Source organism: Streptomyces sp. NL15-2K (genome assembly GCF_030551255.1).
In the GTDB taxonomy this organism is placed as follows: Bacteria; Actinomycetota; Actinomycetes; order Streptomycetales; family Streptomycetaceae; genus Streptomyces.
Genome location: NZ_CP130630.1, coordinates 6,246,347 through 6,271,326 on the forward strand (window position 1 = coordinate 6,246,347; position 24,980 = coordinate 6,271,326).

Consider the following 24,980-nt stretch of genomic DNA (forward strand, 5'->3'; position numbering starts at 1 on the left):
ATCGTGTAGTGGAGCTGTTCGAGCCTGAAGACGCACAACTGGCAGGCGGCAAGGGGGAAGGCCCTGCCTGCCACGGAGATTTCGCCGACCTCGGCCACGGGAACGCCGGTCTGCTCGCACCGGAAACAGCTCCCGTCTTGCCAGTCGAAGCGGCCCCACAGCTCGCGAGGCTTCAGTCCCATTCCGGCTCCTCCTCCGCGAGGTGAGGCAGAGGGGTTCCGCCGACGACGGGCACGAAGAGCACCGGACGGGCGTGCCAGACGAACTTGTACCGGCCGGCCGAGAGGGGGAGCGTGAACTCCTCGCCGTTCTTCAGAGCCTCGGCGGGCTCACGCCATCCGTCGGACAGCCAGTCCCAGACGTAGCCGACCAGCGATGCGTTGATGGCCGAGGCGATGACGCGCATCTGAATGCGAGCCCAGCGGATCGCGCGTTCCGGAGTGGGGATGGCCGCGAGGGCGAGCTGCTTGCCGTCTTCCTGGCGCCACTCGCACCAGAACCCCGACTTGGGCACCACCGGTTGCGGTACGGCGATGGTGCACCACGTGAGGGTGCCGTCCCCGCTGGTGCCCCAGTCCTCGGCGAGGGCTTCGACGATCAGCATGCCGCGACCGCTCTCCTCGTCGTCGGTCGGTCTCTTCACCTGAGGGCGACCCGGAGTTCCGTCAGCCACCTCGATGCGGACCTCGCCCCGCCAGTACGAGACGGAGAAGCTGACGTCCTCCGTCTCGCCGTACCGGAGGGCGTTGGTGACCAGCTCGCTGATGAGCAGGTTGGCTGTGTCGATGCAGGAACCGACTCCCCACAGGCGGAGGTGAGCGGCACTGATTCGACGCAGTTGCCGCACTCGTTCCGGCGCGCGGGTGCATGAGATGACGAAGCGAGCGGGCTGGTCCATGTCTCTCCCCGGACCGCGTATCTGCGGAACCCTTCCCTGCGGCGGATTAGCACCGGCTATGCCGCCGGAAGCGCTCCGTAATCTCCCGCGCGTCGCCTCGGGAGCGGTTGCACTCTGCAGGGCAAGGGCCATCGCTGTCCTCCGCACATCACGGGCAGGAAGGTTGCTCTCGGCGCCGTATCGAGGCGCGTCCGTCGTCTTCCCTTGGGGTTGCTCGGGCTTGGGAACGACCGTAGGACTGCTGTCTCCCAACTCCCAAGGAGATTGCGCGAGTTTGCAGCAAGTCGATTGACGGCATCGAATGCCTCACAGACCATCGTTGTGTCGCGCAAACCAGCGCAAGGCAGCGGACGGGAGAGCAGCCGTGAAGCTACGGTTCCTTGGTAAGAACTCCACACCCGGAGACAGCCCCACCCTGTACGCCAGTGACCAGGACAGCTACGTCATCCAAGGCTGGCAGGTGTTCGCGAACGACTTGCTCATGCAACTCGACGTGCCCGAAGGACAGACAGTGATCGAGGTACCGCCGGAGCTGTTCGAGCACCTGACGAAGGACGGACACGCGATCGGCGAGATCAAGAGCTTCACCGCCCCGATCATGCTCGTCACGGAACAGGACACGTGCATCCTGCAAGGCCCGGAGATGACCGATCCCGAGGCGCTGAGCCAGATGCGGATGCCCGACTATGAGACCTGCATCGAGGTCCCCAAGTCCTCGATCACGGCCCTACTGGAGGAGAACGGTGGACCTGATCACCCCAGCCCAGCGTGACGAGCTGTTCAACAGCTTCGAACGCGACGCCTTCCACCTGGAGCTGAGGGACGACTACGGATCTCCCATCGAGGACACGCCCTACGCGCGGTGGCAGCGGGGCGAACCTGACGACTACGCCTGGCTCGACCCCTGGATGACGCTCATGAAGCGCGTCTCCGGCGAAGGGAAGACCGTCAGGCGCGTACGGGTCATCACAGAGCCTCACTCCCAGTACGTCGGCTGGGAGCACTCGTTGACCTACCTCAATCTGGAGGCCGGCGAGGACATCCGATGGCTTCCGCGGCACCAGCTGCCGGAAGGCATCGACTTCCCTGTCGGCGGCAACGACTGGTGGCTGTACGACGACCGTCTCCTCGCCGTCGGCCACTTCGACCCCGAGGGTCGAGTGCTGGGGTCGGAAATCGTCGAGGACCCGGACACTGTGGCGGAGTGTGTCCGCGTGCGTGACCTTCTCTGGGCCGCCGCCATCCCACACGCCGAGTACAAGCCCTGACCCATCAGTGAATAATCAAGCTCAAGAAGCACGCGAGGCGCTGGGTGCCCGGCTGCGCGGATTCCGGAAGGACGCCGGATTCGCGAGCGGCCGGGCATTCGCCGTGGCCACCGGTTGGGCGGAGTCCAAGGTGTCCCGGCTTGAGAACGGCAAGCAGAACCCCAGCGAAGACGACATCCGTGTCTGGTGCATCAAGACCAACAGGCAAGAGCACGTAGATGACTTGATAGCCACGGTGCGGCACATCGACGAGCTGTGGCTGGAGTGGCGTCGGCAGCTGCAGACCGGGGCGGAACGACGGCAGCGCAAGGCCCTGCCGGTCTACGCCAAGACCAAGGTCTTCCGCATCTGGCACCCGACGCTGGTGTGGGGAACGCTCCAGACGGCGGACTACGCGGCTGAGACGTTCAGACAGGTTGTCGACTACTACGAGATCCCCGACGATGCGGAAGCCGCCACCGCCAAGCGCCTCGAACGGCAGCAATACCTGTACCAGGGCAATCGGATCTTCAACGTGGTGCTCGGCGAGCAGGCGCTCTACACGAACTTCGGCGGCCCGGAGGTGATGAAGGGGCAACTTGACCGCCTGTTGGCGGTGATGAGGCTTCCCCGGCTGAGTCTGGGCATCATCCCCCGATCCGCGCCTGTGGGCATCTGGCCCGGCAACTCCTTCTCGATGTTCGACGACAAGCTCGTCCTCGTTGAGACCTACTCGGCGGAGTTCTCCGTCACCCAGCCCCGAGAAATCGAGCTGTACACCAAGGCGTTCGCTCTCTTGAAGCAGTCAGCGGTCTACGGGACCGCAGTCCGAGACCTCATCCTCACAGCGATCCACCACTTCGATCAGATGCCGAGCGACTAGGAGACCAAAGATGCAGCCCGTAGCCCCGAACTGGCGTACCAGCTCCTACACCGGGACGGAGAACTGCGTTGAAGTAGCCGACAACGACCCCAAGCACGTGATGGTTCAGGACACGAAGGCGCGCGGTCGGGGAATCCTGGCCGTCCAGCGAGACAGCTGGGCGGCATTCGTCGAATACGCCAAGGAGGCGTAGCACTGGGCGCGCTCCTGGGGGGTGCCCCTATCTGTTTCGTCAACCCCGGGGGGTCGGCTTGTAGGGGTTGATCGTGGTTTTCGGGAACGTCCCGCGAAGCGGGATGTTCCTGGCGGATCGGGTGGCTGATGGGCATCCCGGTGGCCGGCAGGGCCGGAGTGGCCGTGCCGGTGCGCGGGCGTGATGGGGCTTGGAGGGTAGGGGCGGTGGAGTCGTCAGGCGGCGAGGTCGACGTCGTTCGGGGTGCGTGCTTCGTAGAGGGCCCCGGTGCGGATCATGGCGTGGATGACGTTCACGCGCTGGCGGGCCAGGCGGAGGATCGCCTGGGTGTGGGTCTTGCCGCGTGCGCGTTGCCGGTCGTAGTAGATCCGGGAGGACGGGTCGGCTTTGCAGCCGATCGCGGCGAACGCGGCCTGGAACAGGGCGCGTTTGAGGAGCCGGTTGCCGCGGTGGGGTGCGTGCTCGCCGCGGATGGAGGTGCCCGAGGACTTCGTGGCGGGGGCGAGTCCGGCGTAGGAGGCGAGGTGTCCGGCGGTGGGGAAGCCGGTGCCGTCGCCGATCGCGACGATCACGGCCGCTGTGGTCCTGACGCCCAGGCCGGGCAGGGAGGTCAGGAGGTGGAAAAGAGGGAGGGCCTCCAGCAGGGCGGCGATCTCCTGCTCGGCCTGGCGGCGCTGGGTGTGGGCGGCGGCGAGCTGGGCGGCGAGTCCCGGCACGATCAGCGCGGATGCCTCGGTGCCCGGCACGACAAGGGTCTGCTCGGCGAGCGCGTCGAAGATCTCTGCGGTCAGGTGGTGGGCCTTGCGCGAACCGTGCACCTTGAGCAGGGCCTCGCAGCGGGCCCGGCCCAGTTTCCTCAGTCTCGCCGGGGAGCCGTGCCGTTGGAGGAGCGCCTGGATATAGGGGTAGGCCAGGCGCGGGCCGAGCACACGCTCGAGAGAGGGGTGGATCTGAGAGAGCAGGCCGCGCAGCCGGTTGGTGGCGCGGTTGACCTCGCCGGCCAGGTCGTTGTCGTAGCCGGTGAGCATGGTCAGCTCGGCCAGCACCTCGTCGTCGCGGTCCACCGCGCGCAGGGTGTGCGGCATGGTGCGGGCGGTCTCGGCGATCACGAACGCGTCGCGGGCGTCGGTCTTGGCCTCGCCCGGGTGCAGGTCGGCGGCCCGCCGCATCGACAGCCCGGGCAGGTAGGCCACCCGGCAGCCGGCCGCGCGGGCCACCGTCAGCGGCAGCGCGCCGATGTTGGCGACCTGGTCCACGATCACCAGGACAGTGCCGAACTTCGCCACCAGCCTGGTGAACAGCTCCAGCAGTTTCGGCTCGGTGTTGGGCAGCCGCTTGTCGTGCACGGTTCTGCCGTCTTCGGTCCGGCCGTGGGCGTGGTGGAACTCCTTGCCCAGGTCCAGGCCGAGGAAAAGATCTATCGCGGTCGTGTCGACCATGTACGCGTGCCCCTCGCCACTCGTCTCCTCAACTCCCGGCCGTCCCTGCGGCACCACACGCCGGCAACCACGTTACGCAGACATGCCACCAGTGAAACGGCCCGGCATTGCGCCGGACCAGGCGGTCGTCAGGCCCCTCATCAGCGGTCAAGCGGTGCCCCGAAGCCCGGCGGCAACACCCCCCAGGTCATCCGTACGACAGGGGGCACACAGCCATACCGGACCCGGGGGCCAGGCGCCCCATTGCGGGGCCACGAAAAAGGTAACGGGGCCTCGCGCTCCGCTGCATACGCCGGCGTTGTGGCCTGCGACTTCTCGCCGTATCTCACGTCAGTGGTTACTGCCGGACCGACGGGTTCAGTCGTGGCGAGCGAGCTTGATCGCGGAGACGAACAGGATCACGGCCAGGACTGGGATGAGTATCAGGTCCGGGATCACACCGAGCAGAAGGCCACCGAGTACGGCGCCGGTGACTGACGCTGTGACCATGATCGTGGTGAACCGCAGGTTCGAGCCCAGCACTGCGAAGCTGCCGTCGCGGCTGTAGCGGGCGAAGGCGACCAGCATGGTCGGCAACGAGACGAGCAGCGACAGACTGCCTGCGATCTTGATGTCCGCCCCGTACAGCAGCACGATCGTGGGGATCAGTAGCTCGCCTCCGGCGACGCCCATGATCGCGGCGACCACGCCGATCCCGAACCCGGCCACGACGCCGGCGACCAGCTGAGCCCCGCGCGGCAGGTCGAGCGTGCCCATGGTGGTTATGCGGGTGGCCAGCAGGGCGGCGGCCATGAGGACCATCAAGACCGCCAACACCTTGTACAGGGTGGAGCTGCGCATCCGTACTGCCCACGATGCTCCGGCCCATGCGCCCAGCAGGCTCCCGGCCAGCAGGTTCACGGCGACGGACCAGTGCGCGGCCAGCTCGGAGACCGGTACAGCAGTCAGGCGGGCCGGCAAGGCGGCAAGCACCACCACCAGGCTCATCGCCTTGTTGAGGATCACCGCCGCCAGTGCGGCGAAACCGAAGAGGCTGATCAGCAGCGGCAGACGGAACTCCGCTCCGCCCAGCCCGACCATCCCGCCCAGGAGGCCCACCGCAGCTCCGGCGGCAAACACAAGCGGCGTCGACCGCACTATCCGCGCCGATACGTCCTTCTCCGCGGTGACCACACCGGCCCCACTCCCTGGTCACGGGCCATGCCCACCGTGGTGCGGCCCACCTGGAGGAAAACGTACCGCGCGCCGCTACGCCGGCTGTAGCTCCTCCCCTACCGGTGCCTTCTGCCACGGCAGGGGCACCGGCGTATGCCCCGGATTACCGTGCGTTGCGCGGCCCGTCGTGTCGGCTTGGCGAGCGCCGGACAGTACTTCCGTCCTTCGCCGCAGCGGGGGTGTGCTCGGGCATACGGGCGGCGTCGGCGGGTAGGTCGGCCATGCGTCGCAGGCGCCACGCGAGCACGTCGCTGATCGAACCGGCGGTGTCCAGCTCCCGCCGCGCGGTGGCCTCGGTCAGCAGCTCCGTCGGGTCATGGCCGGCGCTCTCGGCGTCGGCGAGCGTGGCGGCCAGCGCGTGCCAGCCCGGTTCGGCGAGGATCTGATCCGCCAGCTCCGGCACCGCCTGACGCAGGCGGACAGTCTGCCTCTGGCGCAGGGTCCGCGACAGGCCCCGGCCCCGCTGGTACAGCACGCCCAACGGGACGTCGGCAGCGGCCCGATAGGCGGCGCGCAGGTGCTCGGCGGCCTCCTGGGCAGCGGCTGCCTGCTGAGCGTGCCCCTTCTTCGCATGCCAGTGAGCGGCTGCGGTGACGAGGAAGAACGCCATGTCGATCACCATCGCGGTGGTGGCGCCGTCTTCCCCGCGGCCGAGCGCGGGGCCGCTGTAGACGAGGTCGCGGGCTGCATGGCGCAGGGCGCGGTCGTGCCCGCGCTCGGCCTTGATGTGGGAGCGCGTGGCCCGCTCGAATGCGAAGGCTGCCTCGCGTAGTTCGGTGCGGGTGTGGGCGGCGGAGGTCTTGGCGAGCGCGTCCAGGACCTCCCCGGCCGCCGCGATGTGCGCGGCCGCCTGGCCGTCGTCACCGTGGTCGATGATCAGCAGCGCTTGCCACGCCGCGGTGGCAGCACTGCGCCGCGCGGCGGCCGGACCGGTCGGCGCCGGGCCGGTCGGCTCCGGGCCGGAGGATCCTGCGGACGGTGCGCTGTCGCTTCGACTGGCGGCGTCGCTGTCGCCGGACCAGCGTTTGCGGATGCGGGGCAGGGACAGGTCGGGGGAGAGGGTGGAGCCCGCGTAGAACACTGGCTCCTTCTCTCCGTTGCGGTTGTCCGGGAGGGCGACCTTGTAGCCGAGCAGGTCGCCGGAGGGCGCGACGCGTTTGCGGATCAGCAGGCCGGCGGAGGCCAGCCGGTCGAAGAACTCCTCCTCACTGGTGGCCCCGGCGACAGCACGGCGTACGGTTTCGCGCAGTTCCTCGCGCGCCGGTTGCTCCCTGCCCTCGCGTTCGGCCTTGTGGAGTTCGGCGCTGGTGGGGCGCTTGGCGGCGGTGCCGTCCCCGGGCGCGACGCGGCGCAGCCCGCAGTCGACTTCGATGCGGCGGCATTCGGCCTGGGCGCGACGGGCCTCGTTGTGCCGACGGGGCCGGCGGCCGTCATCGCGCACAAGGGTTGCGATGATGTGGATGTGATCGTCGGCATGGCGGACGGCTGCCCACCGGCAGGCTTGCTCATCACCGTCGGGGGCGATGCCGGTGGCGGCGACCATACGGCGGGCGATGGCCGCCCAGTCCTCGTCGGACAGGATCGGATCCTCAGAGGCAGCCCGCACCGACAGATGCCACACGTGCTCCTCGGGGCGCTTGCTGGCGGGCAAGGCGTTGACGGGCTGGTCGAGCAGGCGCTGAAGCTGCTCGTAGGTGGCTTTCGGGTCGCGGCCGGGGTCGGGGGTGAGCGGGTCGAAGGCGGCCACCAGGTGCGGGTCGATGTGCTCCTCTTCGGTGCCGGGGCCGTAGAAGTAGCGGATCAGTCCGATGGTCTCGCTGCCGCGCTTGTGGATGCTGGGGATCACGCAGGGGCACCGCCGTCGCGGTGGGCGAGCAGGGCATCGGCGGCCTCCTCCATGCGTCGGGCGGCGCTTCGGACCGCCTCGGCCGCGGCATCCAGGTGGGGTGCGTCGGCGCCGGAGTTGAGGGCCTTGGCGACCTGGTTGAACAGACCGTGCATGCGGCCCAGGTGCCGACGGGCGGCGAACAGTTCGTCGATGACCTCCCGTTCGGTGGCGATCTCGGCGGCGGTGCGGGTCAGGTCGCGAGCCGCCTTGTCCGCGGCGTAGGCGAGAAAGGCGGCGTTCGACATCTCGCAGTGGGCGGCTGCGTCGGTGAAACGCTTGAACTCGGAATCGTTCATACGGCAGCTCGGCTGTTTCAAGCGCTTGCGCTCTTTTGGCTGACGCGCGCGCTGACGTCTCTTCGAGAGGGTCTCGGCCTGCCGGTTCCCTCCCGGCTGCGGTCCGCCCTCGGTCGCAGCCTGACGGTCCGGTGCCCCCTGGCACCGGGCTGCTTCCGCCACCCTCGGGGCGGGAACTCCGGGAGCATTGCTCCCGGTACAACTTGCTCGCGTTGACGCTGGCGTTGTGGTCGTCTCCTGCTGGGCGGTGGGGCGTTCATGTTGCTGGTTGTGCACGTGCAGTTCTCCTTTGGGTCTGCGTGATGAGGGGGGTGCTGTGCCGCCCGTTCTGGACGGATTCCGGGGGCGGGACAGTGACCGAGGTAGGAACTGGAGCCGACTCGACTGACGCTGGAGCTGGTTCCGGGACCGCGAGGCGGTGTGGTCCGTGCGGACCAGCGGACAGATCGTGGGGACCGGTCCTCGAAGCGATGTGGCCCACGGTCCCCCGAGCGTTCGGGACCAGCCGAGACGTTCGTCGGGGACGGCCCCCCTGACATGGCGTCAGGGGGACCGTCCCGGTCCCGGTGCGGCTGCAAGGGACGGTCCCCGGTCCCCGGGTGGTCCGCGGTCCCCGGTCCCCTGAGCTGGCCCCGCCTCGATCGACGCCTGGACCTGGCCTGGCCCACGCTCCGATCTCCGGACCACTACGACCCTTGGTCGTGGCCTAGCGGCGTGACCTGCGTGTTTCCTGGTCCGCCCCGTCGTACCGTGGTCCCGTCCGGCTGGCCGAACGGCGGGGACCGTGTTGGCCAGCAGGGGACCGGTCCCCGGCGTGGTCCCCGAGAGGTGGCTGGTCCGGGACCCGGTCCCCGGTCCCCGGTCCCCGGTCCCCGGTCCCCGGTCCCCGGTCCCCGGTCCCCGGTCCCCGGTCCCCGGTCCCCGGTCCCCGGTCCCCGGTCCCCGGTCCCCGGTCCCCGGTCCCCGGTCCCCGGTCCCCGGTCCCGAGGTGGTCCTGGTCCCGAGGCGGTCCCCGGTCCCCGGCTCCCTGGTCCCGGTCCCCAGTTGGTCCGCAGTTGTTGGTCCCCGGTCCCCGACCTCTGTCCCGCCATGCGGCTCAGGATGGTCAGGTCCGGGTGTGCCGTCTGCGGTCGGGTCCGGTGAGGACGACGCGTTCGGTCATCTCGGCGAGGCGGGAAGCGACGCGGTCCCCGAGCGCGGTGCGCAGCTCGGGGATGGGCAGGTTGGTGGTGATCAGAGTGGGGCGCAGGTGCTCGTACCGGTGGTTGATCAGCCGGTAGGTGAGCTCCTCGGTCCACTCGCTGGTCTTGGCCGCGCCGAGGTCGTCGAGCAGCAGCAGCGGGCAGCGAGCCAGGGTCTGCAGGTCGCGCTCGGCGTCGTGGCCGGCGCGGGGGCGCAGGCGGGCGTAGAGGTCGGCGGTCGTGGTGGCTTCCCAGCGCAGGCGGACTCCGCGCGTGAGGAGAGCGCGGACGGCGCCGTACGCCTGGTGGGTCTTGCCGGTTCCGGTGGGGCCGGCGATCAGCAGCGAAGGACCCTCGGCGATACCCGGTCCGCCAGGGCCGGGGCGTCCGGCACGGGCGACCTGGTCGGCCCAGGCCGTGACCTGCGGGTGGTCGGCCAGGGCGCGCCGGTAGCGGGCGGGGATGCGGGCGTCGGCCAGCTCCAGCGCGGAGACGGGCTCGGTCGGCGGCTCCTCGGCGGAGGTGCCGGGGTCGATGCCGCGGCTGGCCAGGATGCCGTTGAGCCGGTCGGCGAGTGGGCCGACCCGGTGGGGCTCGCGGGTGAGGGTGGCGGTCAGAGTTCACCTCCGTAGGCGGCGGCCACGTCGGTGGGGTTCGTCCACGCCCTGTGGACAACCGGCACGGCGGGGGCGGCGTTCATGGCCTCGTGTACGAGACTCGGCAGGGTGCTGGGGTGCAGGCCCTTGGCGCGGTGGCGCTCGAGTCCAACCCGGATGTGGGCGGGGGCGATGCCCTCGCCGAGGAGCTTGTGCACCTCCCGGCCGAGATGGCCCAAGACGTCCTTGGGCGGGTGGTGGCGGCAAGCGGCGGCGTACTCCGCGATGAGTTGCTCGGCCGAGACGGTGTCGGGGGCGGGGGCGGGGGCGCTTGCGCCCCCCGAAGGGGTATCTCCTAGATCCATGATCCTAGGTCCTAGATCCGGACCGTGAGACGTCACTGCTGCCTCACCGAGTCCTTCCTGCTCCCTCACGGAGGACTCAGTGAAACGTCCCTGACCTGCAACTTCGCGGGCGGGCTCCGAATTCAACGCGGGCTCGTGACTCCCGCCGGCACTTTCACGGAGGGCTCCGTGAGGCGGCGGCGAGGGCTCAGTGACACCGACGCTTCCAGCAGGTGCGGTACCGACTGGGGCGTTGTGGTGCGGGCAGTCGGGCAGGCGGCTCTTGCTGGGCCGGTTGATCTTCTGATGCTGGTGCCAGGTGACGATGTGCAGGTACCGCTTGTCGTCCGGCCCCTTGTAGCGGCAGATCAGACCCGCGTCGGCGAGCTGGGCGAGGTCCGTCTCGACGTCCGAGGGCCCGTGTTCCGGGCGCAGGACCCATAGCTGTCCGGCGACGATCGCGGCGTGGTCGCGGTGGCGGCCCTGGTCGTCGGCCTGGGTGAGCAGCCCGAGGAAGGTGCGCTCGGCGGTCAGGGAGACGGCGGCCAGGGACTCGGAGACGAAGGCTTCGGGCTTGATGGTACGGATTCGCGCCAAGAGGGGGCGGTCCTCACTCGGTTGCAGGTGGGCGGGCACCCACGGCTCACCGTCGTTCGTGGTGGTACGGGCGTCAGGGGGCAGGGAGTTGGCCAGCCGGCGGCGCGGGGCGCGCTGATGGCCGCTCGCGCTTTCCGGGGGTGTCGTCAACATAGCCACACCCAGGCCGCGCAAGTCCAGCCCAGTCCAGCGCAATCTCTTACGGCAGAAAGGCTGCCGAAAAAGCAGGAGGAGAGGGCGGTACCAAAACTGTAGGTCACTATCCCCGGTTGGCGAAATAGTTGCTCTGGACGCCGAGCCAAAAGCATCACATCGGGAAGCCGTTGACGTGCCGCCAGCGGGGAAGCTACAACACAACACCCCACGTCAAAGCACCCTCAGAGCGCCGATCGCCATGTCGGTCCTCGGCCCTTACCGACCCCGGGAAACCGCTCCGCAGCGAACCGCGCGAGCGGAACATAGACCACGATCGCCGGTTAACCAAACCGGCGAATGGACGCTTCAATTGGAGTCATGCCCGCACGCTCACTGGAAATCGGACCCGCAGGAATACACGTGGCCCGCACCATCGAAATCCTCCGCATGGAACGTGGCTTGTCGCAACGCCGGCTCGCCGGCCGCGTGACCGCGCTCGGCCACCCGATGTCCAACACCATGCTGTCCCGCATCGAACGCGCTCAGCGCCGATGCGACGTTGACGACCTCATCGCGATCGCCGAAGCGCTTCACGTCTCAGCCCCCGTGCTCCTGCGCGGCCGGCCCGCCGCTTGAACCGCCGGCTGCCCTACCGAGGCTCGTCTCTCCTATCCCGCACCTGAGTGAGGACCCACCGCCCTTGCGCCTTCCCGCTATACCCCCTGCCCTCGCCCGCCCCCAGCGACCCGCCGCGGAGGAGGTGATCTTGAATGGCTGACCGCCTCCTGACGGTGGCCGAGGCCGCCGAACAACTCGGCACGGGCGAGCGCTTCATACGCCGTCTGATCGCCGAGCGCCGTATCCGCTACGTCAAGATCGGTCGACCCGTCCGCATCCCCGAGAGCGCGGTCGCCGAGTACGTCGATGCGCACACCGTCGAGCCGGTACGCCGTATCCGCGCCCGCTACGGGAAGGCGGCCTGATGGCGGGACGCAAGCCGCAGAGGCGGCGCGAGTTCGGCACGGTACGCAAGCTCGCCTCCGGCCGATGGCAGGCGCGCTACCTCGGCCCAGACGGGCAACGGCACACCGCACCGGAGACATTCGAGACCAAGTCCGACGCCCAGGACTGGCTCAACCTCACCCGTACCGACATCGAGCGCAACCACTGGCGCGACCCGGACGCCGGCGCCATCAACTTCGAGAAGTACGCACTCCGTTGGATGGAGGAGCGCGGCCTGGCCCCGACCACGCTCGACCGTTACGACGGCCTGCTGCGCCTGCATATCCTGCCAATCTTCGGCGGCAAGGACCTGGACGAAATCACCTCGCCCTCCGTCCGCACATGGCGCGCCGAGCGGCTGAAGGCGACCGGCGCCACCACGGTCGCCAAGTCGTACCGCCTGCTGAAGGCCATCCTGCAGACGGCGGTCGACGACGACCTCCTGCGCAGCAACCCCTGTCGCATCAAGGGCGCTGGCAAGGAGGAGGCCGACGAGCGCCCCACCGCCACCATCGAGCAGGTCTTCGACCTCGCCGACGCCATGGGCCCGCGCTGGCGCCTGATGGTCCTGCTCGGCGCCTTCGCCTCCCTCCGCCCGGAGGAGCTGGCCGAACTGCGCCGTCACAGCGTCGATTTCGACGAATGCTCGCTGAGCGTCACACACGCGTCCCCCGAGCTGACGAACGGCAAGCGGGTCACGGGCGATCCCAAGTCCCGCGCGGGCAAACGCACCATCTACTTGCCCGATCTCCTCCTCCCGGAGCTGCGCCGCCACCTGCAGTGGTTCGCGGAGAAGGAGGCGGACGGCCTCCTCTTCGTTGGTGAGAAGGGCGCCCCCTTCCGCCGCTCGACCTTCGGTCGGAAGTGGCGCAAGGCACGCACCAAGGTCGGCATGCCGGACAACTTCCGCTTCTACGACCTCCGGCACACCGGCAACACCCTTGCCGCCGACACCGGCGCCAAGCTGAAGGACCTCATGGTCCGCGCCGGCCAGTCCTCGGAACGGGCCCAGCTGATCTATCAGCACTCGACTGCGAAGCACCAGAGGAGGCTGGCCCAGGGGATCGACGTCGAGGTACGTGCACAGCTTCGTGAGGCGGCGAGAGCCGAGCAGCGTGCTCATGAGGCGTAGGACGCTGTTGCCCGCGCGTGGGATCGGGCCGGCTCGGTCGGGTCCCAAGTCCGCCGAGCTGCGGTTTCGCTGGCGCGATCTCTGCCGTGCGATGCCCAGGAGCAGCGGTGTACGGCGCTGACCAGCTTCATTTCTTGATTTTCAACCTCATTTGAGGGAGGATTTCCGGAAGTCGAGTGAGGTGCGTCGAGAGGCTGGCCATGACTGTCGTCCACGCGGAGGACCTCGGGGTCCGTAACCGGCTCGCCGAGCTGGGGCTGTCCGTTGAGGCCATCGAGGACGCCCTGCGCCGGGCCGAGTCTGAGCGCAACTTCTGCACGCCCCTGGATCCGGTCTCGCTGCCCGGCAACATCTTCTGGGGCCGTACGATCCGCTTTCTGCGGGAGACCTACATTCGTGATGGGTGGACCAGCGCCAGCCCCAGCAATGTTCCACTGCTCGTCGCACCCTCCGGTGACTTCGCGATCACGGCGTCCAGCGGCAGTTCTGAGACAGGGTATGCAGCACTAACGCCTGCCACTCGCTATCCGAAGGGCAACGCGGTGATGAAGCGGGTGGAGGCCAACCGGCAGTTGCTGCTGTTCGGCCAGGCAGAGCCTCAGCCCGAGCAGCAGGACGCTGGGGACGGCATTCCGACCTGGTTCCTGCTCTACCACCACTCGAAGACCGATCAGGGAACGCGGCTCCACGCGGAGCTGTCATTTCCGAACGACACGGGCAACCGTGGCAAGATCAGCAGCTGGTACGAGCGGATCATCCTCCCCTGGATCGACTTCGAGGGCTTCGCTCCGTTCGTCGACGACGCCGACGACCAGGGCGGCATCGACATCCCGATCGAACGCCTGTCCTGACCGCCCTGCCCAGACCTCTCCACTTGGCTCCTCCCATGACCACCGCATCCCGGCTAGTCCTGGCGCGCAAGCGTCGAGGACTGACCGTCACCCGACTCGCTCAGGTTGCCGGCTTGACGCCGCGTCGGCTGTCCGACTTCGAGAACGGACGAGCCGTTCCTAGCCCGCCGTCGCTGGAGGCGATCGCGACGGCGCTGGAGTTCCCGCCTTCCTTCTTCAGCGCTGAGGAGGTCGCCGAGCTGACGGTCGACTCGGTGAGCTTCCGTGCCCTGAGCAAAATGACGGCTTCCCAGCGGGACATCGCCCTCAGCTCTGGGCGGCTGGCGCGTGTGCTGCAGGACTGGATCGGCGCACACTTCCGCCTGCCGGCTCCTGACATCCCGTCGTTGACCTCCTTCAGCCGCCTGGGCTCGGACGAGGAGCAGATCCCCCACCCAGGGGAGGCGGCGGGGACGGACTGTCCCGCAGAGGAAGCTGCCGCACTGGTACGAGCCCGATGGGGGCTCGGAAACGCCCCGATCCCGAACGTGGTGCACCAGCTGGAGGCTCACGGTGTCCGCGTCTTCTCGCTCTCGCGGGACTGTGCGGAGGTCGATGCGTTCTCCTTCTGGGACCGAGGGATCCCGTTCGTGCTCCTGAGTACAGAGAAGACCGCAGAACGCGGACGCTTCGACGCGGCCCATGAACTCGGACACCTCGTCCTGCACGGCGAAGAACAGATGCCGCACGGCCCACAGGCTGAGGCCGAGGCGCACAGGTTTGCGGCCGCGTTCCTCATGCCGCACGCGGATGTTCTCGCCTACGCCCCCCGTGGGGCTAGCACTAGTTGGATCCTTCAGGCCAAGCGCCGCTGGAAAGTCGCCGCCATGGCTCTCGCTCATCGGTTGCACGAACTGGGCCTGACCACCGAGTGGCAGTACCGAACCCACTGCGTGGAACTCGGGCGCCTCGGCTACCGCAAGGCGGAGCCTCGGAGCGGAGTGGCCCGAGAAACCTCCCAAGTGCTGGGCAAGGTATTTACGGCCTTGCGCAACGAGGGAACGCGTCCGGTGGATGTGGCCCGAGAGCTGCATCTGCATCCCGCCGATCTCAACGATCTGTTCTTTGGGCTGATCGTCACTGCGCAGGATGGGGGTGGGCAGCGAAGAGGTACGGATGAGCGGCCCAGGCTCTCTGTAGTGCGCTGAGCTTCACTACCACCGAGGGTTCTTGGCCTTCCACTCGGTGAGAGCCTCGTAGGCAGCTTGCGCACGTTGGAGATCACCTTGGAATGCCCCGCCCTGAAGTAGGGGCCAGGCAGGAGTCAGTTCCTGTTCAATGGCAGTGGCCAAGCCGTTCGTATAACCCCAGCTGGATTCGAGGAGGAACTCACCCGCCCACGGATAGGCCCTGAATCCGGATCCCAAGTCGAGAGCCATCATGGACGCGAGGAACTCGAACCTGTTGCAGGCGAACTCGTAGGCAGAGTCGTCGGGTTCGACCGGCCGCAGAGCCTCTCGTGCATCTTGCCGGAGCATGTGACTCTGTGGGTACAGGTAGGTGGTTCCCGTGTCTGCCTTGAATATCTCATTGATGAGCTCGTGGCTCAGCACTCTGCCAGGGTTGAGGTAGACGGCCGCCTGCTCGGGCTCCCTGTCTCCGAACACCGGCGTCCACGCCGGCTGCGTCAGAAGATGTGCGATGTTCTCTTCACGGCGAGCCAGGACGAAGGCAACTCCCATGGTCCAGGTGGCCAGTAGAGCCGGATAGTGCCGCAGGGCTTCCAGCGCGTCGTTGAACGAGCCGGAGAAGCTATTGCGGATGCGGGCCAGCCGGTCCCGTGCCCGGAGCCAGATCCCGTCGTGCCTGCCGTCATCGTGGAAGGCGCCGTTGGCCAGCAGATGCAGCAGGATGTCGCTGTCCGCTCGATACTCTCCGAGCCTGTCCCTGTACTTCACGCCGCCGAGCGGGCGACGCTCGAAGGTTGAGTTGCCGACGATCTGAGTGACGGCTTGGTCTACGAGATCGAAGACCTCGATGCGGCGTACCGGGTCGGCGAGCGACCGCTTGAGACGTACGACAGCCATGTCCCGGCTGATGGGTGGAGTGGACATGTGGTCGAGTGCTTCGAGCCGCCGTAGCAAGTCCGTGAACAGTTCGTCCGCGGTCATGCCTTGGATGATCGCGGCTGAGTGCTGTGCCGTCAGCCCTTGGGCTGCGCTGCCCAGAGCCCCGTACTGGGACCAGAACATCGGGTACCGGCGCGAGCGCGTTCCTTGCACAGCACGCACGAGTGCCTTGTCCCAGTCGGCCGACCAACCGCACACGATCAGTCCGTACTCGTCCAGGATCCGATCCAGTAGATGCTGCTGTTTTTCCGGATAGGTGCCGAGCTCGTCCACAGTGTTGCGCTGGTCGAGATCTGCGTAGTCGCCATGCAGTTTGATGATCGTGACCGAGCTGTGCACCAGCGGCTTGATGGCCTCCGCCTGGTCTGGCCTGTGGACGACTTGCGGGGAGATCCCCACTTCTTGTAGCGCATGCTCCATGAGCCGGTCGAAGTTCGTGGTCAGGATGACCCGGATACTGCCGCGCTTGACGAGCTGCGATCGCGCGGTGTGCAGCAGTAGGCAGCTTGCCGCTGCCTCCCTCATCGCCCTTCTCAGGCTCGAAGTAGCCAGCGAGCTGAGCCTGCCGGGCGGCGGGGGTCGGGGCGACAGCGGCCAAGAGCCCGGAGTAGCTCAGGGACTCTCCGAATTTCTCCTGCCACCAGCCCTCCGGATCCTCAGCAGCAGAGTGGGCCGCGTCTGGGTCCTGAGGGTCATGCGCCGCAGCGACCTTGCCGACGAGGTCCTGGACGATTCCCCAGCCCGTCTTCACGCCGGAGGCGAGTGAAACACCGGAGCCCAGCAGGAGCGCGTATACCCCTGGGCTGGCATGGACGTTGAGTGACAGCGCCACTGCTGGATCCATAGCCGTTCCAGCGGGCACTGGAAGCGGAGCCCCGGCGGATGCTCCGTCTGCTGATGTCCCATCAGGTGCCATGATCATGCGCTCCTCGTTGCTGAGCAAGCGGCACCTCGGTCGACGGTGCCGTCACCCTGGCCGCACCCTACTCCAATTTCGTCAGGGCGACGATAACTGTCCTGCGGGACTGGCGTTGGTGCAGTGGGGCGCGTGGTGCCCGTTCGGGGGCGCGCATGGATACGGAGGGCGATTGCCTCACGGGCCGGCGGTGTGAATGTCGGGGTGAGGGTGCCGGCTGTCGGCCGGCGCGCACATCCTCGGGCTCGACTGGCGAGCTCAATATTTGCGCAAGCGATTTACCGCTCTTCGGCTCGAGTGTGGCGCGGATCACTCGAAATGCATCTCGCGATCTGAGATGGCTCGACCTTGCGGTGTTCGATTTGCCGCGGAAAGCCCTCTGGGTGACTCTTCAGCCTCGACTTAGAGCACGCGGAGGGCGCGACACCCTCGAATTGGTCTAGACAACCAACAAACCCCAGGCCGCTGACCTGGGGTTTCTCTCTGGAGCGGGTGACGAGAATCGAACTCGCGCTCTCAGCTTGGGAAGCTGATGTTCTACCATTAAACTACACCCGCGTAAGACGCCGGTCGGGACCGGTGTCGGAACGCGTCGTTACTTTACCTCATGTCGGGCCCCCGGTGCTGAAGCCGTGGGGCCCGAGGACGTTTGAGGTCGGGTGACCGGGCTGCGGGGGGCGGGAGTTGGGGCGTACGGTGGAGGGGTGGGAGAGGGTCCGGGTGGGTCGGGGTGCCGCCTGGAGAGTCGTTCCTTTGATCCCGTAATGTGGCATTTGTCGTCAGGCAAGCAGCAGCCAGACGCGGCTCTTGGGGAAGGGACTTAAGCGACTTGATGGAGCGCACCGTCGTCCGTTGTGCCGAGGGGCACGTGTTCAGCACCGCTTCGTTCCCGATGCAGCAGGCCGAGCGGCTCGGCCCCGGTCGGCTCGTCCGATGTCCACGGTGTGCCCGGCTCCGCAGTGTGGTGCCGGTGAGCCTGGAGAAGCGGTAAGGGAGCGGGCAGCAGTAGGAGCAGCACAGGCGCGCGGTCGTCCGATGGTGGTCGGTCCGCGCGCCTTGCGTATCCTCGGGGCGTGCTTCTCTCAGACAAGGACATCCGGGCCGAGATCGACGCCGGGCGTGTGCGGATCGATCCCTACGACGAATCCATGGTGCAGCCGTCCAGCGTCGATGTACGGCTTGATCGGTATTTTCGGGTGTTCGAGAATCACCGGTACCCCCACATCGATCCGTCCGTCGAGCAGGTGGATCTGACCCGGCTCGTGGAGCCGGAGGGGGACGAGCCGTTCATCCTGCATCCCGGGGAGTTCGTCCTCGCCAGTACCTACGAGGTGATTACTCTTCCCGATGATCTTGCCTCGCGGCTGGAAGGCAAGAGTTCGCTCGGGCGGCTCGGGCTCGTCACCCACTCCACCGCCGGTTTCATCGATCCCGGGTTCTCCGGGCATGTGACGCTCGAGCTGTCCAACCTCGCCACCCTGCCCATCAAGCTCTGGCCCGGCATGAAGATCGGGCAGCTGTGCATGTTCCGGCTCAGTTCGCCGGCCGAGCACCCGTACGGCAGCGAGCGGTACGGGTCCCGGTACCAGGGGCAGCGGGGGCCCACCGCCTCCCGGTCCTTCCTCAATTTCCATCGGACCCAGGTGTGACGGACGGGGAGTCGGCGACATGAGTGACATACGAGAGAACCTGACCTACGAGGCTTTCGGCGTCGCCGTGCGCGAGCTCGCGCAGGCCGTCGCCGACGACGGCTACGAGCCCGACGTCGTGCTCTCCATCGCCCGTGGCGGTGTCTTCGTGGCCGGTGGGCTCGCCTACGCCCTCGACTGCAAGAACCTCCACCTGGTGAACGTGGAGTTCTATACGGGGGTGGGGACGACCCTCGAGATGCCCGTCATGCTCGCTCCCGTCCCCAACGTCATCGACTTCACCGACAAGAAGGTGCTGATCGCTGACGACGTCGCCGATACCGGCAGGACGCTCAAGCTCGTGCGCGACTTCTGCCTCGACGCCGTCGCCGAAGTGCGTAGCGCCGTGATCTACGAGAAGTCGCAGTCGCTCGTGAAGTGCGAGTACGTGTGGAAGCGGACGGATGAGTGGATCAACTTCCCGTGGTCCGTCCAGCCGCCCGTGGTCCGGCGCGCCGGGCAGGTCCTCGACGCCTGACAGCACAGCCTGCCCGGCCTGACAGCACGGCCTGACAGCACGGCCTGACAGCACGGCCTGACAGCACCGCCTGCCCGGCTTGACGGTCACAGCAGCAAGGGCTCCCGGCCTCGCGCCGGGAGCCCTTCTCGTCGTACGTCTCGTACTACAGCGACGCAAACGCCTAGAACGTGCCCAGCTTCACGATCGACAGCAGCGCGATCAGCTGGATCGCCGCCGCGCCCAGCGCCTTCGGCCACGGCAGGTCGTGGGAGCGGCTGACCATGAGGGTCAGCAGGGCGCCGCCCGCCACCCAGGTCGCCCAGCCCAGGAGCTGGACGAAGCTCGCGTCGCCGCCGAAGAACATCGCGACGACCAGGCGAGGGGCGTCCGTGAGGGACATGATCAGCATGGAGAGGCCGACCGTGGGCTGCCAGGCGCCGTCGCCGCCGAGCTGGCGGGCCAGGGTGTGGGTGACCACGCCCAGGACGAAGGAGCTCAGCACCATCGCGACGGCGGTGACCAGGACGATGGGCACCGCGTTCGAGAGTGTGGCGTTTATCGCATCCTCGCGGGCGCCGTCGAAGCCGAAGACCGCGAGCAGGCCGTAGAAGAAGGTCACGATGAGGGCCGGGCCCCACATCGCGTAGTCCCGCATCTGGAGGAAGGTCTGGTTGGGGGAGAGGATCACTCCCCGCAGCAGCGGCTTCCAGTGCAGGCGGGGGCCGACCGGGGCCGCGGGAGCCGAGCCCGCGCGGTAGGTCCCGCCCTGGTTGTAGGGGTCCTCGCCGACGGTGAACGCCTGGGTGTGGCCAGGGTTGTTGGCGGCGTACGGGTCCGGGCCGCCCTGCTGCGGGTACGGGGCGCCGTCGCCGAAGTACTCCGGCTCGTCGTAGCCGCCGGCCTGGCCGCCGGGCCCGGGGCCGTACTGCTGCTGCCCTGGGTACGGCTGCGGCGCCGGGGGGTAGCCGCCGTACGACGGTCCCGGACCGGGTCCCGGTCCCGGTCCCTGGGGCGCCTGTTGCCCGTACGGAGGTTGTTGCGGTCGCGCGTGAGGAGCGCCGTTGGTCCGGCCGCGTCCGATCCTGAATCCAGCCACGCCTTCGAACGTACCTGGTCCCGGAGAGTGACGTGCCGGGCCCGACGGATCGGGCCCGGCTTTGCGGCCGAGCTGTGACATCCCCTAAGGGAAGGGGCGGGGGAGCCGGGGGGACGGCTCAGGGGTGCGCCGTACGGGAGAGGCCTTGACGGTCTGCGTGGTCTGCGTGGTCTGCGTGGCCTGCCTGGCACGCCTGTTCGTCGTCAGCCTGTGAGGTTGGCGCCGAACGCGCCGTACGTGCGCGCCTGAGGGTGCGGGCGCCGGTGGGAGCTCATGGGCCCGTTCCGCTGGCCCCGTTCCGCGTCGCGGTGACCGCCACCGTCGTGTACGGCATCGTGAAGGTGCCGCCCATCGCGTCGACGGCCGCGCCGACGCCCTCCAGCACCTGCGCCAGCCGGTCCGGCGGGACGCGGGTGAAGGCGCCCTGGGTGGGCATCTGGTCGAACTCGTCGCGGGTGTAGGTGTGCTCCCAGTCGTATCGCCACTGCTCCGGTTCGCCGAACCCGCCGGCCTTCCGGATGCCGTCGGCGGCCTTGTCGAACAGGGTCTGGGACGTGGCGAGGGCGGGCCTCGTCAGCGCCGACCGGAAGTCGAACGGCGCGTCGGGCAGGACGCGTTCGCAGAGGTCGGCGACGGCTTGCGCGAGGCGGGGCGGTAGTTGGAAGACGTGCCAGAAGGGTGCCAGCCGCCCGCCCGGCCGCAGCACCCGCGCGGCCTTGGCCGCGCCCGCGACCGGGTCGATCCAGTGCCAGGCCGTCCCGGCGACGACCGCGTCGAACTCCCGGCCGGCCGGGTCCCACTCCTCGAAACGTGCCACGTCGACGTCGACGCCGAGCCGCCGTGCGAGCTCGGCCATCCGCGCGTCGGGTTCGACGCCGAGGACGCGGCCGCCGGCCGCCAGGAACTGCCGGGCGGCGATGCCGGTGCCGCAGCCGACGTCGAGGATGTCCGGTTCAGGGGGCCCGGGGACGCTCTCGGTGATCCGGCTCACCAGGGCGTCGGGGTAGCGGAGGCGGGCGCGGTCGTAGCGTTCGGCGTCCGTGCCGAAGGACTCGGCGATCAGGCGGGCCTGGTGGGGCTGGTGGGCCTGGGGCTGGTGGGGCTGATCCGGGGGCGGCGGCAGCGGAGTGGGCATGCGCCCACTATGAACGGGCGCTCGCCCACTCGTCAATACTGGGCGTACGCCCATTCGTCGCTCTGGGCGCACGTCCACTCGGCAGTCTGGGCGTACGCCCACTCGTCGCTATTGGGCGCACGCCACTCGCGAAGGGAGACGCGCGGTATGCCGACAGGGGTGGCCATGCGCGACGCGCGCCGGCAGTTGTTCGACGCGGCCGAGCGGATCCTGCTCCGCGACGGCCCGCACGCGCTCACCAGCCGGGCGGTCACCACGGAGGCGGGCTGCGCCAAGGGCGTCCTGCACCGGCACTTCGCCGACTTCGACGCCTTCCTCGCGGAGCTCGTGCTGGACCGCATCGCCCGGCTGGACGGCCAGTCCGCGGCCCTGCGCGCGGCGGCCGGCACCCGCACCGTCCCCGCCAACCTCGCCGCCGCGCTGACGGAACTGTTCGACGCGGTCGCCGTGTCGATCGTCGGCCTCGTCATCTTCCGGGACGACCTGCGCACCCGGCTGCGCACGGCCGGCTCGACCGGCGTGCCGCTGCTGACGGAGGCCACGGCCATGGTCGCGTCGTACCTCACCGCCGAACGCGATCTCGGCCGTGTCGCACCCGACGCCGACGTCGAGACACTCGCCCCGACCCTGATCGGAGCCGTGCACCTGCTGTTCGCCGACCGGGGGAGGGCGAACAGGGGGAGTGGTGCGCCGGAGACGGGGGCTGTGCGCAAGGTCGTGCTTACGGTTGTCGGGGGTGTGGTGCGAGGGACGTAGAAGCGTCAGCCGTGCAGCCAGACCCGCAGCGGGCCGACCGGCTCGAAGCCGTGGCGCACGGCGGCTGCGAGGTCGTCGCCGCGCTCGTAGCCGACCACCGGCAGAGTGGGGAACAGCCACTTCACCGTATCCAGTACACCCGGCCAGGCCGCGTCAGGGCGGCCGTCCCCGGCGAAGACGTTGGAGATGCCGACCACCTGTTCGCTGCGGGTCGCCACTGCTCCGGCGGCCAACCGGCCGCCGCCAGGCGCCCGCCCGGCGAGCACGAACGTCGCCGGGGCAGCGAGCAGTTCGGGCCGGAAGAGGTCCGCGTGTCCGTCCCCGTCGTCCCAGGCCGACGCCCAGGTGTGCAGTGTGCTCGGATCGTCCACGATGTCCCAGGCGAGATCCGACTTGATGTCGTGCGCACTCGCCGGGCGGTGGATCCACTGCGCTTCGAACAGGACGTGGAAGCCTGCCCCCGCCAGGTCGAGGTCGGCGAAGCTGTCCTTGACGGAGGCGCCGGGCGCGGCGGTGTCGATCCGGGCGACCAGTGCGGCCGGGTCGGCTCCCGGCACCAGCGTCACGGCGTCGGGATAGTACGGCGGTGTGCGGGCCGGGGCGGTCCAGGCCTGTGCCCCGAACTCGCCCTCCAGGCCGTGCGAACGGCTCATCGCCGCGCACCACTGGGCGTTGTTGCGGGCGGCGGCCCGGACCAGGAGTTGCTCGGATGTCGTCACGAGGCGATCATGGCCCCTCCTGGCCCCTCCTGGCCCGCCTGTCAGCGGTTGCGTGGGGCCACCAGGCCGGACTCGTAGGCGAGGACCACGAGTTGGGCGCGGTCGCGGGCGTGGAGCTTGGTCATGGCCCGGTTGATGTGGGTCTTGGCGGTCATCGGGCTGATCACCATGCGGTCGGCGATCTGGTCGTTGGACAGGCCCTGCGCGACCAGGGTGACGGCCTCGCGTTCGCGGTTGGTCAGCTCTGTCAGCTCCGTGCCGGCACCGGTGGGGAGCGGCTGGCTGACGTACCGGTTGATCAGCTTGCGGGTGATCGACGGTGCGAGCAGGGCGTCACCGCGGGCGGCGACGCGTACGGCGTGCAGGAGGTCCTCCGGGACGATGTCCTTGACGAGGAATCCGGCTGCTCCCGCGCGCAGCGCGTCGAGGACGTACTCGTCGAAGCCGTAGTTGGTCAGGATGACGACGTGCACCCCGGCCAGGTCGGGGTCCGCGGCGATGCGCCGGGTCGCCTCGATGCCGTCGAGGACCGGCATCCGGATGTCGATGAGCGCGACGTCGGGCCGATGCTCCCGGGTGAGGGCCAGGCCCTCCTCGCCGTCGCCGGCCTCGGCCACCACCTCGATGTCGTCCTCGAGATCGAGGAGCGCGCGGAATCCGCTGCGCAGGAGCGGCTGGTCGTCGATCAGCAGGACACGGATCATGACATCTGATCCATCTGATCCATGTGATCCCTCTGATCCCTCTGATCCATCTGGTTCATCTGATCCAGCTGGGCCACCCGGTCGACAGGGAGTTCGGCCTGGACGGTGAAGCCTCCCCCGCCGCGCGGTTCCGCGCGCAGGCGACCGCCGAGGGCGGTGATGCGTTCGCGCATCCCGAGCAGTCCGACGCCGGGCACCGGGGCCGTGTCCGGTGTGGCCTTGCCGTCGTCGTCGACGCGTATCGCGAGGGCGTCCGGACGGCAGTCGATCCGGACCGACGCCGTGGCGGCGTCCGCGTGACGGGCGATGTTGGTGAGCGATTCCTGAACGATCCGGTAGACGGTACGGTCCACCGCGGCCGGCACGTCGTGTCGTTGCCCCTCGATCGTCAGCGTCGCGTCCAGGCCGATGGTGCGGGCCCGTTCCACCAGTTCCGGGACGTCGTCGAGTCCCCGCGGCGGGGCGGTGTCGTCGTCGCGCAGTGCCTCCAGGGTGGCGCGCAGTTCCCGGGTCGCCTCCCGTCCGGCCTGCTGGATCGCCAGCAACGCCTCCGGTACCTGTTCGCCGCGCTTGCGGGCCACGTGGACGGCGACTTCGGCCTGCACCTTGATGATCGAGATCTGGTGGGTGAGGGAATCGTGCAGCTCCCGCGCGATGTGCAGCCGCTCCTCGTCGGCGCGACGCCGCGCGGTCTCCTCCCGGGTGCGCTCGGCCTCGTCCGCCCGCCGCTCGGCCTGCCGCAGCGCTTCACCCGCGGCACCGGCCGCGATCAGCCAGGCCAGCTCGAGGGCGCCCCGGGCCTGCGCGAACGCCTCGCTCGTGTCGTGCGAGCCCGAGACCAGGGCGGCGAGGGGGAGAGCGGCCAGCACGGTCACGGACACCGCGATCGTGAGGGTGCGGTGTCCCGCCCGTACGGCGGCGTAGACCGCGAACAGGTACGCGACGGCGGCCACGTCGAATCCGGCCGCCTGGTAACCCACCGCGCACAGCCCGGTGACGGCCAGGACGGGTACCGGGGCCCGGCGGCGCGCGGCCAGCGCCAGGCCGCCGGCCACCAGCAGCGCGTAGCCGAGCAGGTCGAGGTTCGTGGCGGAGTGCTGCCCGGACAGCCCGGTGAGCAGCAGCGCCGCCGCCACGCCGACGGCGATCGCCCAGTCTCTGACCCCGGCCGGGACTCCGGACAGTCCTGTTCTCATGCGCGCACCGTAGCCGGATGTCGCCGCGGGCGAGTCCAGCTCGCGGACGAGTGGCCGACTACCGCGCTCGCGGTACCGCCGCGGCGTCTACGACGTCCGCGGCAGCCGCGTTCGTCATCGGCGGCAGCGCGGAGTGTATGCGTCTGCGGGACGACCGGAGGGTGCGCCCGGCGACATGATCGGGCGACGGCCGAACCGCGGAATCCGACGACGGCCGAACCCCGGAATCCGACGACGGCCGAACCCCGGAATCCGACGACGGCCGAACCCCGGAATCCGACGACGGCCGAACCCCGGAATCCGAC

Annotated in this window: 25 protein-coding genes and 1 tRNA gene; 12 read left to right on the top strand and 14 right to left on the bottom strand. The window is 68.9% G+C overall.

Annotation, left to right across the window (positions count from 1 at the left end):
• Positions 1 to 172: 172 nt before the first annotated feature.
• Positions 173 to 898, bottom strand: a complete 726-nt coding sequence (locus Q4V64_RS28085; RefSeq protein WP_124444840.1) for an ATP-binding protein — start codon at positions 896 to 898, stop codon at positions 173 to 175.
• Positions 899 to 1,262: 364 nt separating this feature from the next.
• Between Q4V64_RS28085 and Q4V64_RS28090 the strand changes: the two genes are divergently transcribed.
• From Q4V64_RS28090 to Q4V64_RS28105, 4 genes are read left to right on the top strand one after another with little or no spacing between them, the layout of a single operon-like run.
• Entirely contained in the window at positions 1,263 to 1,670 is a 408-nt protein-coding gene (locus tag Q4V64_RS28090) for a hypothetical protein (protein WP_124444841.1), read from the top strand.
• Entirely contained in the window at positions 1,642 to 2,166 is a 525-nt protein-coding gene (locus Q4V64_RS28095) for a DUF6879 family protein (RefSeq protein WP_124444842.1), read from the top strand. Before Q4V64_RS28090 ends, Q4V64_RS28095 begins: the two co-directional genes overlap by 29 nt.
• 7 nt (positions 2,167 to 2,173) lie before the next feature.
• Positions 2,174 to 3,028 carry a helix-turn-helix transcriptional regulator gene (locus Q4V64_RS28100; protein ID WP_172629551.1) on the top strand — a complete coding sequence of 285 codons (855 nt, stop codon included), beginning with the start codon at positions 2,174 to 2,176 and terminating at the stop codon, positions 3,026 to 3,028.
• 10 nt (positions 3,029 to 3,038) lie between these two features.
• Positions 3,039 to 3,221, top strand: a complete 183-nt coding sequence (locus Q4V64_RS28105; protein ID WP_124444843.1) for a DUF397 domain-containing protein — start codon at positions 3,039 to 3,041, stop codon at positions 3,219 to 3,221.
• Positions 3,222 to 3,436: 215 nt separating this feature from the next.
• Here Q4V64_RS28105 and Q4V64_RS28110 read toward each other — a convergent pair whose 3' ends face one another.
• The 6 genes from Q4V64_RS28110 to Q4V64_RS28135 form a co-directional block, all read right to left on the bottom strand.
• On the bottom strand, positions 3,437 to 4,660 hold the full coding sequence (locus Q4V64_RS28110) for an IS110 family transposase (protein ID WP_124445779.1): 1,224 nt from the start codon (positions 4,658 to 4,660) through the stop codon (positions 3,437 to 3,439).
• Positions 4,661 to 5,017: 357 nt separating this feature from the next.
• Positions 5,018 to 5,833, bottom strand: a complete 816-nt coding sequence (locus Q4V64_RS28115) for a sulfite exporter TauE/SafE family protein (RefSeq protein ID WP_124440475.1) — start codon at positions 5,831 to 5,833, stop codon at positions 5,018 to 5,020.
• Between the two features lie 145 nt (positions 5,834 to 5,978).
• On the bottom strand, positions 5,979 to 7,721 hold the full coding sequence (locus Q4V64_RS28120) for a relaxase/mobilization nuclease domain-containing protein (RefSeq protein WP_124440474.1): 1,743 nt from the start codon (positions 7,719 to 7,721) through the stop codon (positions 5,979 to 5,981).
• Positions 7,718 to 8,059 carry a plasmid mobilization relaxosome protein MobC gene (locus Q4V64_RS28125; RefSeq protein WP_124440473.1) on the bottom strand — a complete coding sequence of 114 codons (342 nt, stop codon included), beginning with the start codon at positions 8,057 to 8,059 and terminating at the stop codon, positions 7,718 to 7,720. Before Q4V64_RS28125 ends, Q4V64_RS28120 begins: the two co-directional genes overlap by 4 nt.
• A 1,105-nt stretch (positions 8,060 to 9,164) precedes the next feature.
• Positions 9,165 to 9,857, bottom strand: coding sequence for an ATP-binding protein (locus Q4V64_RS55290; protein ID WP_124440483.1), 693 nt, complete (start codon positions 9,855 to 9,857; stop codon positions 9,165 to 9,167).
• Positions 9,854 to 10,777, bottom strand: a complete 924-nt coding sequence (locus Q4V64_RS28135; RefSeq protein ID WP_124440484.1) for a hypothetical protein — start codon at positions 10,775 to 10,777, stop codon at positions 9,854 to 9,856. Before Q4V64_RS28135 ends, Q4V64_RS55290 begins: the two co-directional genes overlap by 4 nt.
• A gap of 513 nt (positions 10,778 to 11,290) precedes the next feature.
• Between Q4V64_RS28135 and Q4V64_RS28140 the strand changes: the two genes are divergently transcribed.
• The 5 genes from Q4V64_RS28140 to Q4V64_RS28160 all read left to right on the top strand — a co-directional run bounded on the left by Q4V64_RS28140 (position 11,291) and on the right by Q4V64_RS28160 (position 15,084).
• Positions 11,291 to 11,548 carry a helix-turn-helix transcriptional regulator gene (locus Q4V64_RS28140; protein ID WP_124440472.1) on the top strand — a complete coding sequence of 86 codons (258 nt, stop codon included), beginning with the start codon at positions 11,291 to 11,293 and terminating at the stop codon, positions 11,546 to 11,548.
• A 134-nt stretch (positions 11,549 to 11,682) separates the two neighbouring features.
• Positions 11,683 to 11,895: a helix-turn-helix domain-containing protein gene (locus Q4V64_RS28145; protein ID WP_124440471.1), complete on the top strand. Its 213-nt coding sequence runs from the start codon at positions 11,683 to 11,685 to the stop codon at positions 11,893 to 11,895.
• Positions 11,895 to 13,046, top strand: a complete 1,152-nt coding sequence (locus Q4V64_RS28150; RefSeq protein WP_124440470.1) for a site-specific integrase — start codon at positions 11,895 to 11,897, stop codon at positions 13,044 to 13,046. The genes Q4V64_RS28145 and Q4V64_RS28150 overlap by 1 nt, the downstream gene beginning before the upstream one ends.
• A gap of 200 nt (positions 13,047 to 13,246) precedes the next feature.
• Positions 13,247 to 13,897 (top strand): hypothetical protein, encoded by a 651-nt coding sequence (locus Q4V64_RS28155; protein ID WP_124440469.1) that lies wholly within the window; start codon positions 13,247 to 13,249, stop codon positions 13,895 to 13,897.
• Between the two features lie 35 nt (positions 13,898 to 13,932).
• A complete protein-coding gene (locus Q4V64_RS28160; RefSeq protein ID WP_124440468.1) occupies positions 13,933 to 15,084 on the top strand; it encodes an XRE family transcriptional regulator in 1,152 nt (383 codons plus the stop codon).
• Positions 15,085 to 15,090: 6 nt separating this feature from the next.
• Here Q4V64_RS28160 and Q4V64_RS28165 read toward each other — a convergent pair whose 3' ends face one another.
• Both Q4V64_RS28165 and Q4V64_RS28170 read right to left on the bottom strand, forming a co-directional pair.
• Positions 15,091 to 16,530 (bottom strand): SIR2 family protein, encoded by a 1,440-nt coding sequence (locus Q4V64_RS28165; protein WP_124440467.1) that lies wholly within the window; start codon positions 16,528 to 16,530, stop codon positions 15,091 to 15,093.
• A gap of 875 nt (positions 16,531 to 17,405) precedes the next feature.
• A tRNA-Gly gene (locus Q4V64_RS28170) sits at positions 17,406 to 17,479 on the bottom strand.
• Between the two features lie 515 nt (positions 17,480 to 17,994).
• Between Q4V64_RS28170 and dcd the strand changes: the two genes are divergently transcribed.
• The gene (gene dcd / locus Q4V64_RS28175) at positions 17,995 to 18,570 is read left to right on the top strand and encodes a dCTP deaminase (protein ID WP_124440466.1); all 576 of its coding nucleotides are present in this window, start codon (positions 17,995 to 17,997) and stop codon (positions 18,568 to 18,570) included.
• Positions 18,571 to 18,589: 19 nt separating this feature from the next.
• A complete protein-coding gene (locus Q4V64_RS28180; RefSeq protein WP_124440465.1) occupies positions 18,590 to 19,087 on the top strand; it encodes a phosphoribosyltransferase in 498 nt (165 codons plus the stop codon).
• Positions 19,088 to 19,250: 163 nt separating this feature from the next.
• Here the strand turns inward: Q4V64_RS28180 and Q4V64_RS28185 are convergent, their stop codons facing one another.
• The gene (locus Q4V64_RS28185) at positions 19,251 to 20,246 is read right to left on the bottom strand and encodes a Yip1 family protein (RefSeq protein WP_124440464.1); all 996 of its coding nucleotides are present in this window, start codon (positions 20,244 to 20,246) and stop codon (positions 19,251 to 19,253) included.
• A 190-nt stretch (positions 20,247 to 20,436) separates the two neighbouring features.
• Complete coding sequence (locus tag Q4V64_RS28190) at positions 20,437 to 21,300, bottom strand: class I SAM-dependent methyltransferase (RefSeq protein ID WP_124440463.1); 864 nt, start codon at positions 21,298 to 21,300, stop codon at positions 20,437 to 20,439.
• Between the two features lie 147 nt (positions 21,301 to 21,447).
• Here Q4V64_RS28190 and Q4V64_RS28195 point away from each other — a divergent pair, with 147 nt between their 5' ends.
• Positions 21,448 to 22,056: a TetR/AcrR family transcriptional regulator gene (locus Q4V64_RS28195; RefSeq protein WP_124440462.1), complete on the top strand. Its 609-nt coding sequence runs from the start codon at positions 21,448 to 21,450 to the stop codon at positions 22,054 to 22,056.
• A 5-nt stretch (positions 22,057 to 22,061) separates the two neighbouring features.
• Here Q4V64_RS28195 and Q4V64_RS28200 read toward each other — a convergent pair whose 3' ends face one another.
• From Q4V64_RS28200 to Q4V64_RS28210, 3 genes are read right to left on the bottom strand one after another with little or no spacing between them, the layout of a single operon-like run.
• Complete coding sequence (locus Q4V64_RS28200; RefSeq protein WP_124440461.1) at positions 22,062 to 22,775, bottom strand: hypothetical protein; 714 nt, start codon at positions 22,773 to 22,775, stop codon at positions 22,062 to 22,064.
• Between the two features lie 41 nt (positions 22,776 to 22,816).
• Positions 22,817 to 23,479 carry a response regulator transcription factor gene (locus Q4V64_RS28205; RefSeq protein ID WP_124440460.1) on the bottom strand — a complete coding sequence of 221 codons (663 nt, stop codon included), beginning with the start codon at positions 23,477 to 23,479 and terminating at the stop codon, positions 22,817 to 22,819.
• The gene (locus Q4V64_RS28210) at positions 23,476 to 24,675 is read right to left on the bottom strand and encodes a histidine kinase (RefSeq protein ID WP_124440459.1); all 1,200 of its coding nucleotides are present in this window, start codon (positions 24,673 to 24,675) and stop codon (positions 23,476 to 23,478) included. The genes Q4V64_RS28205 and Q4V64_RS28210 overlap by 4 nt, the downstream gene beginning before the upstream one ends.
• Between the last annotated feature and the right edge of the window lie 305 nt (positions 24,676 to 24,980).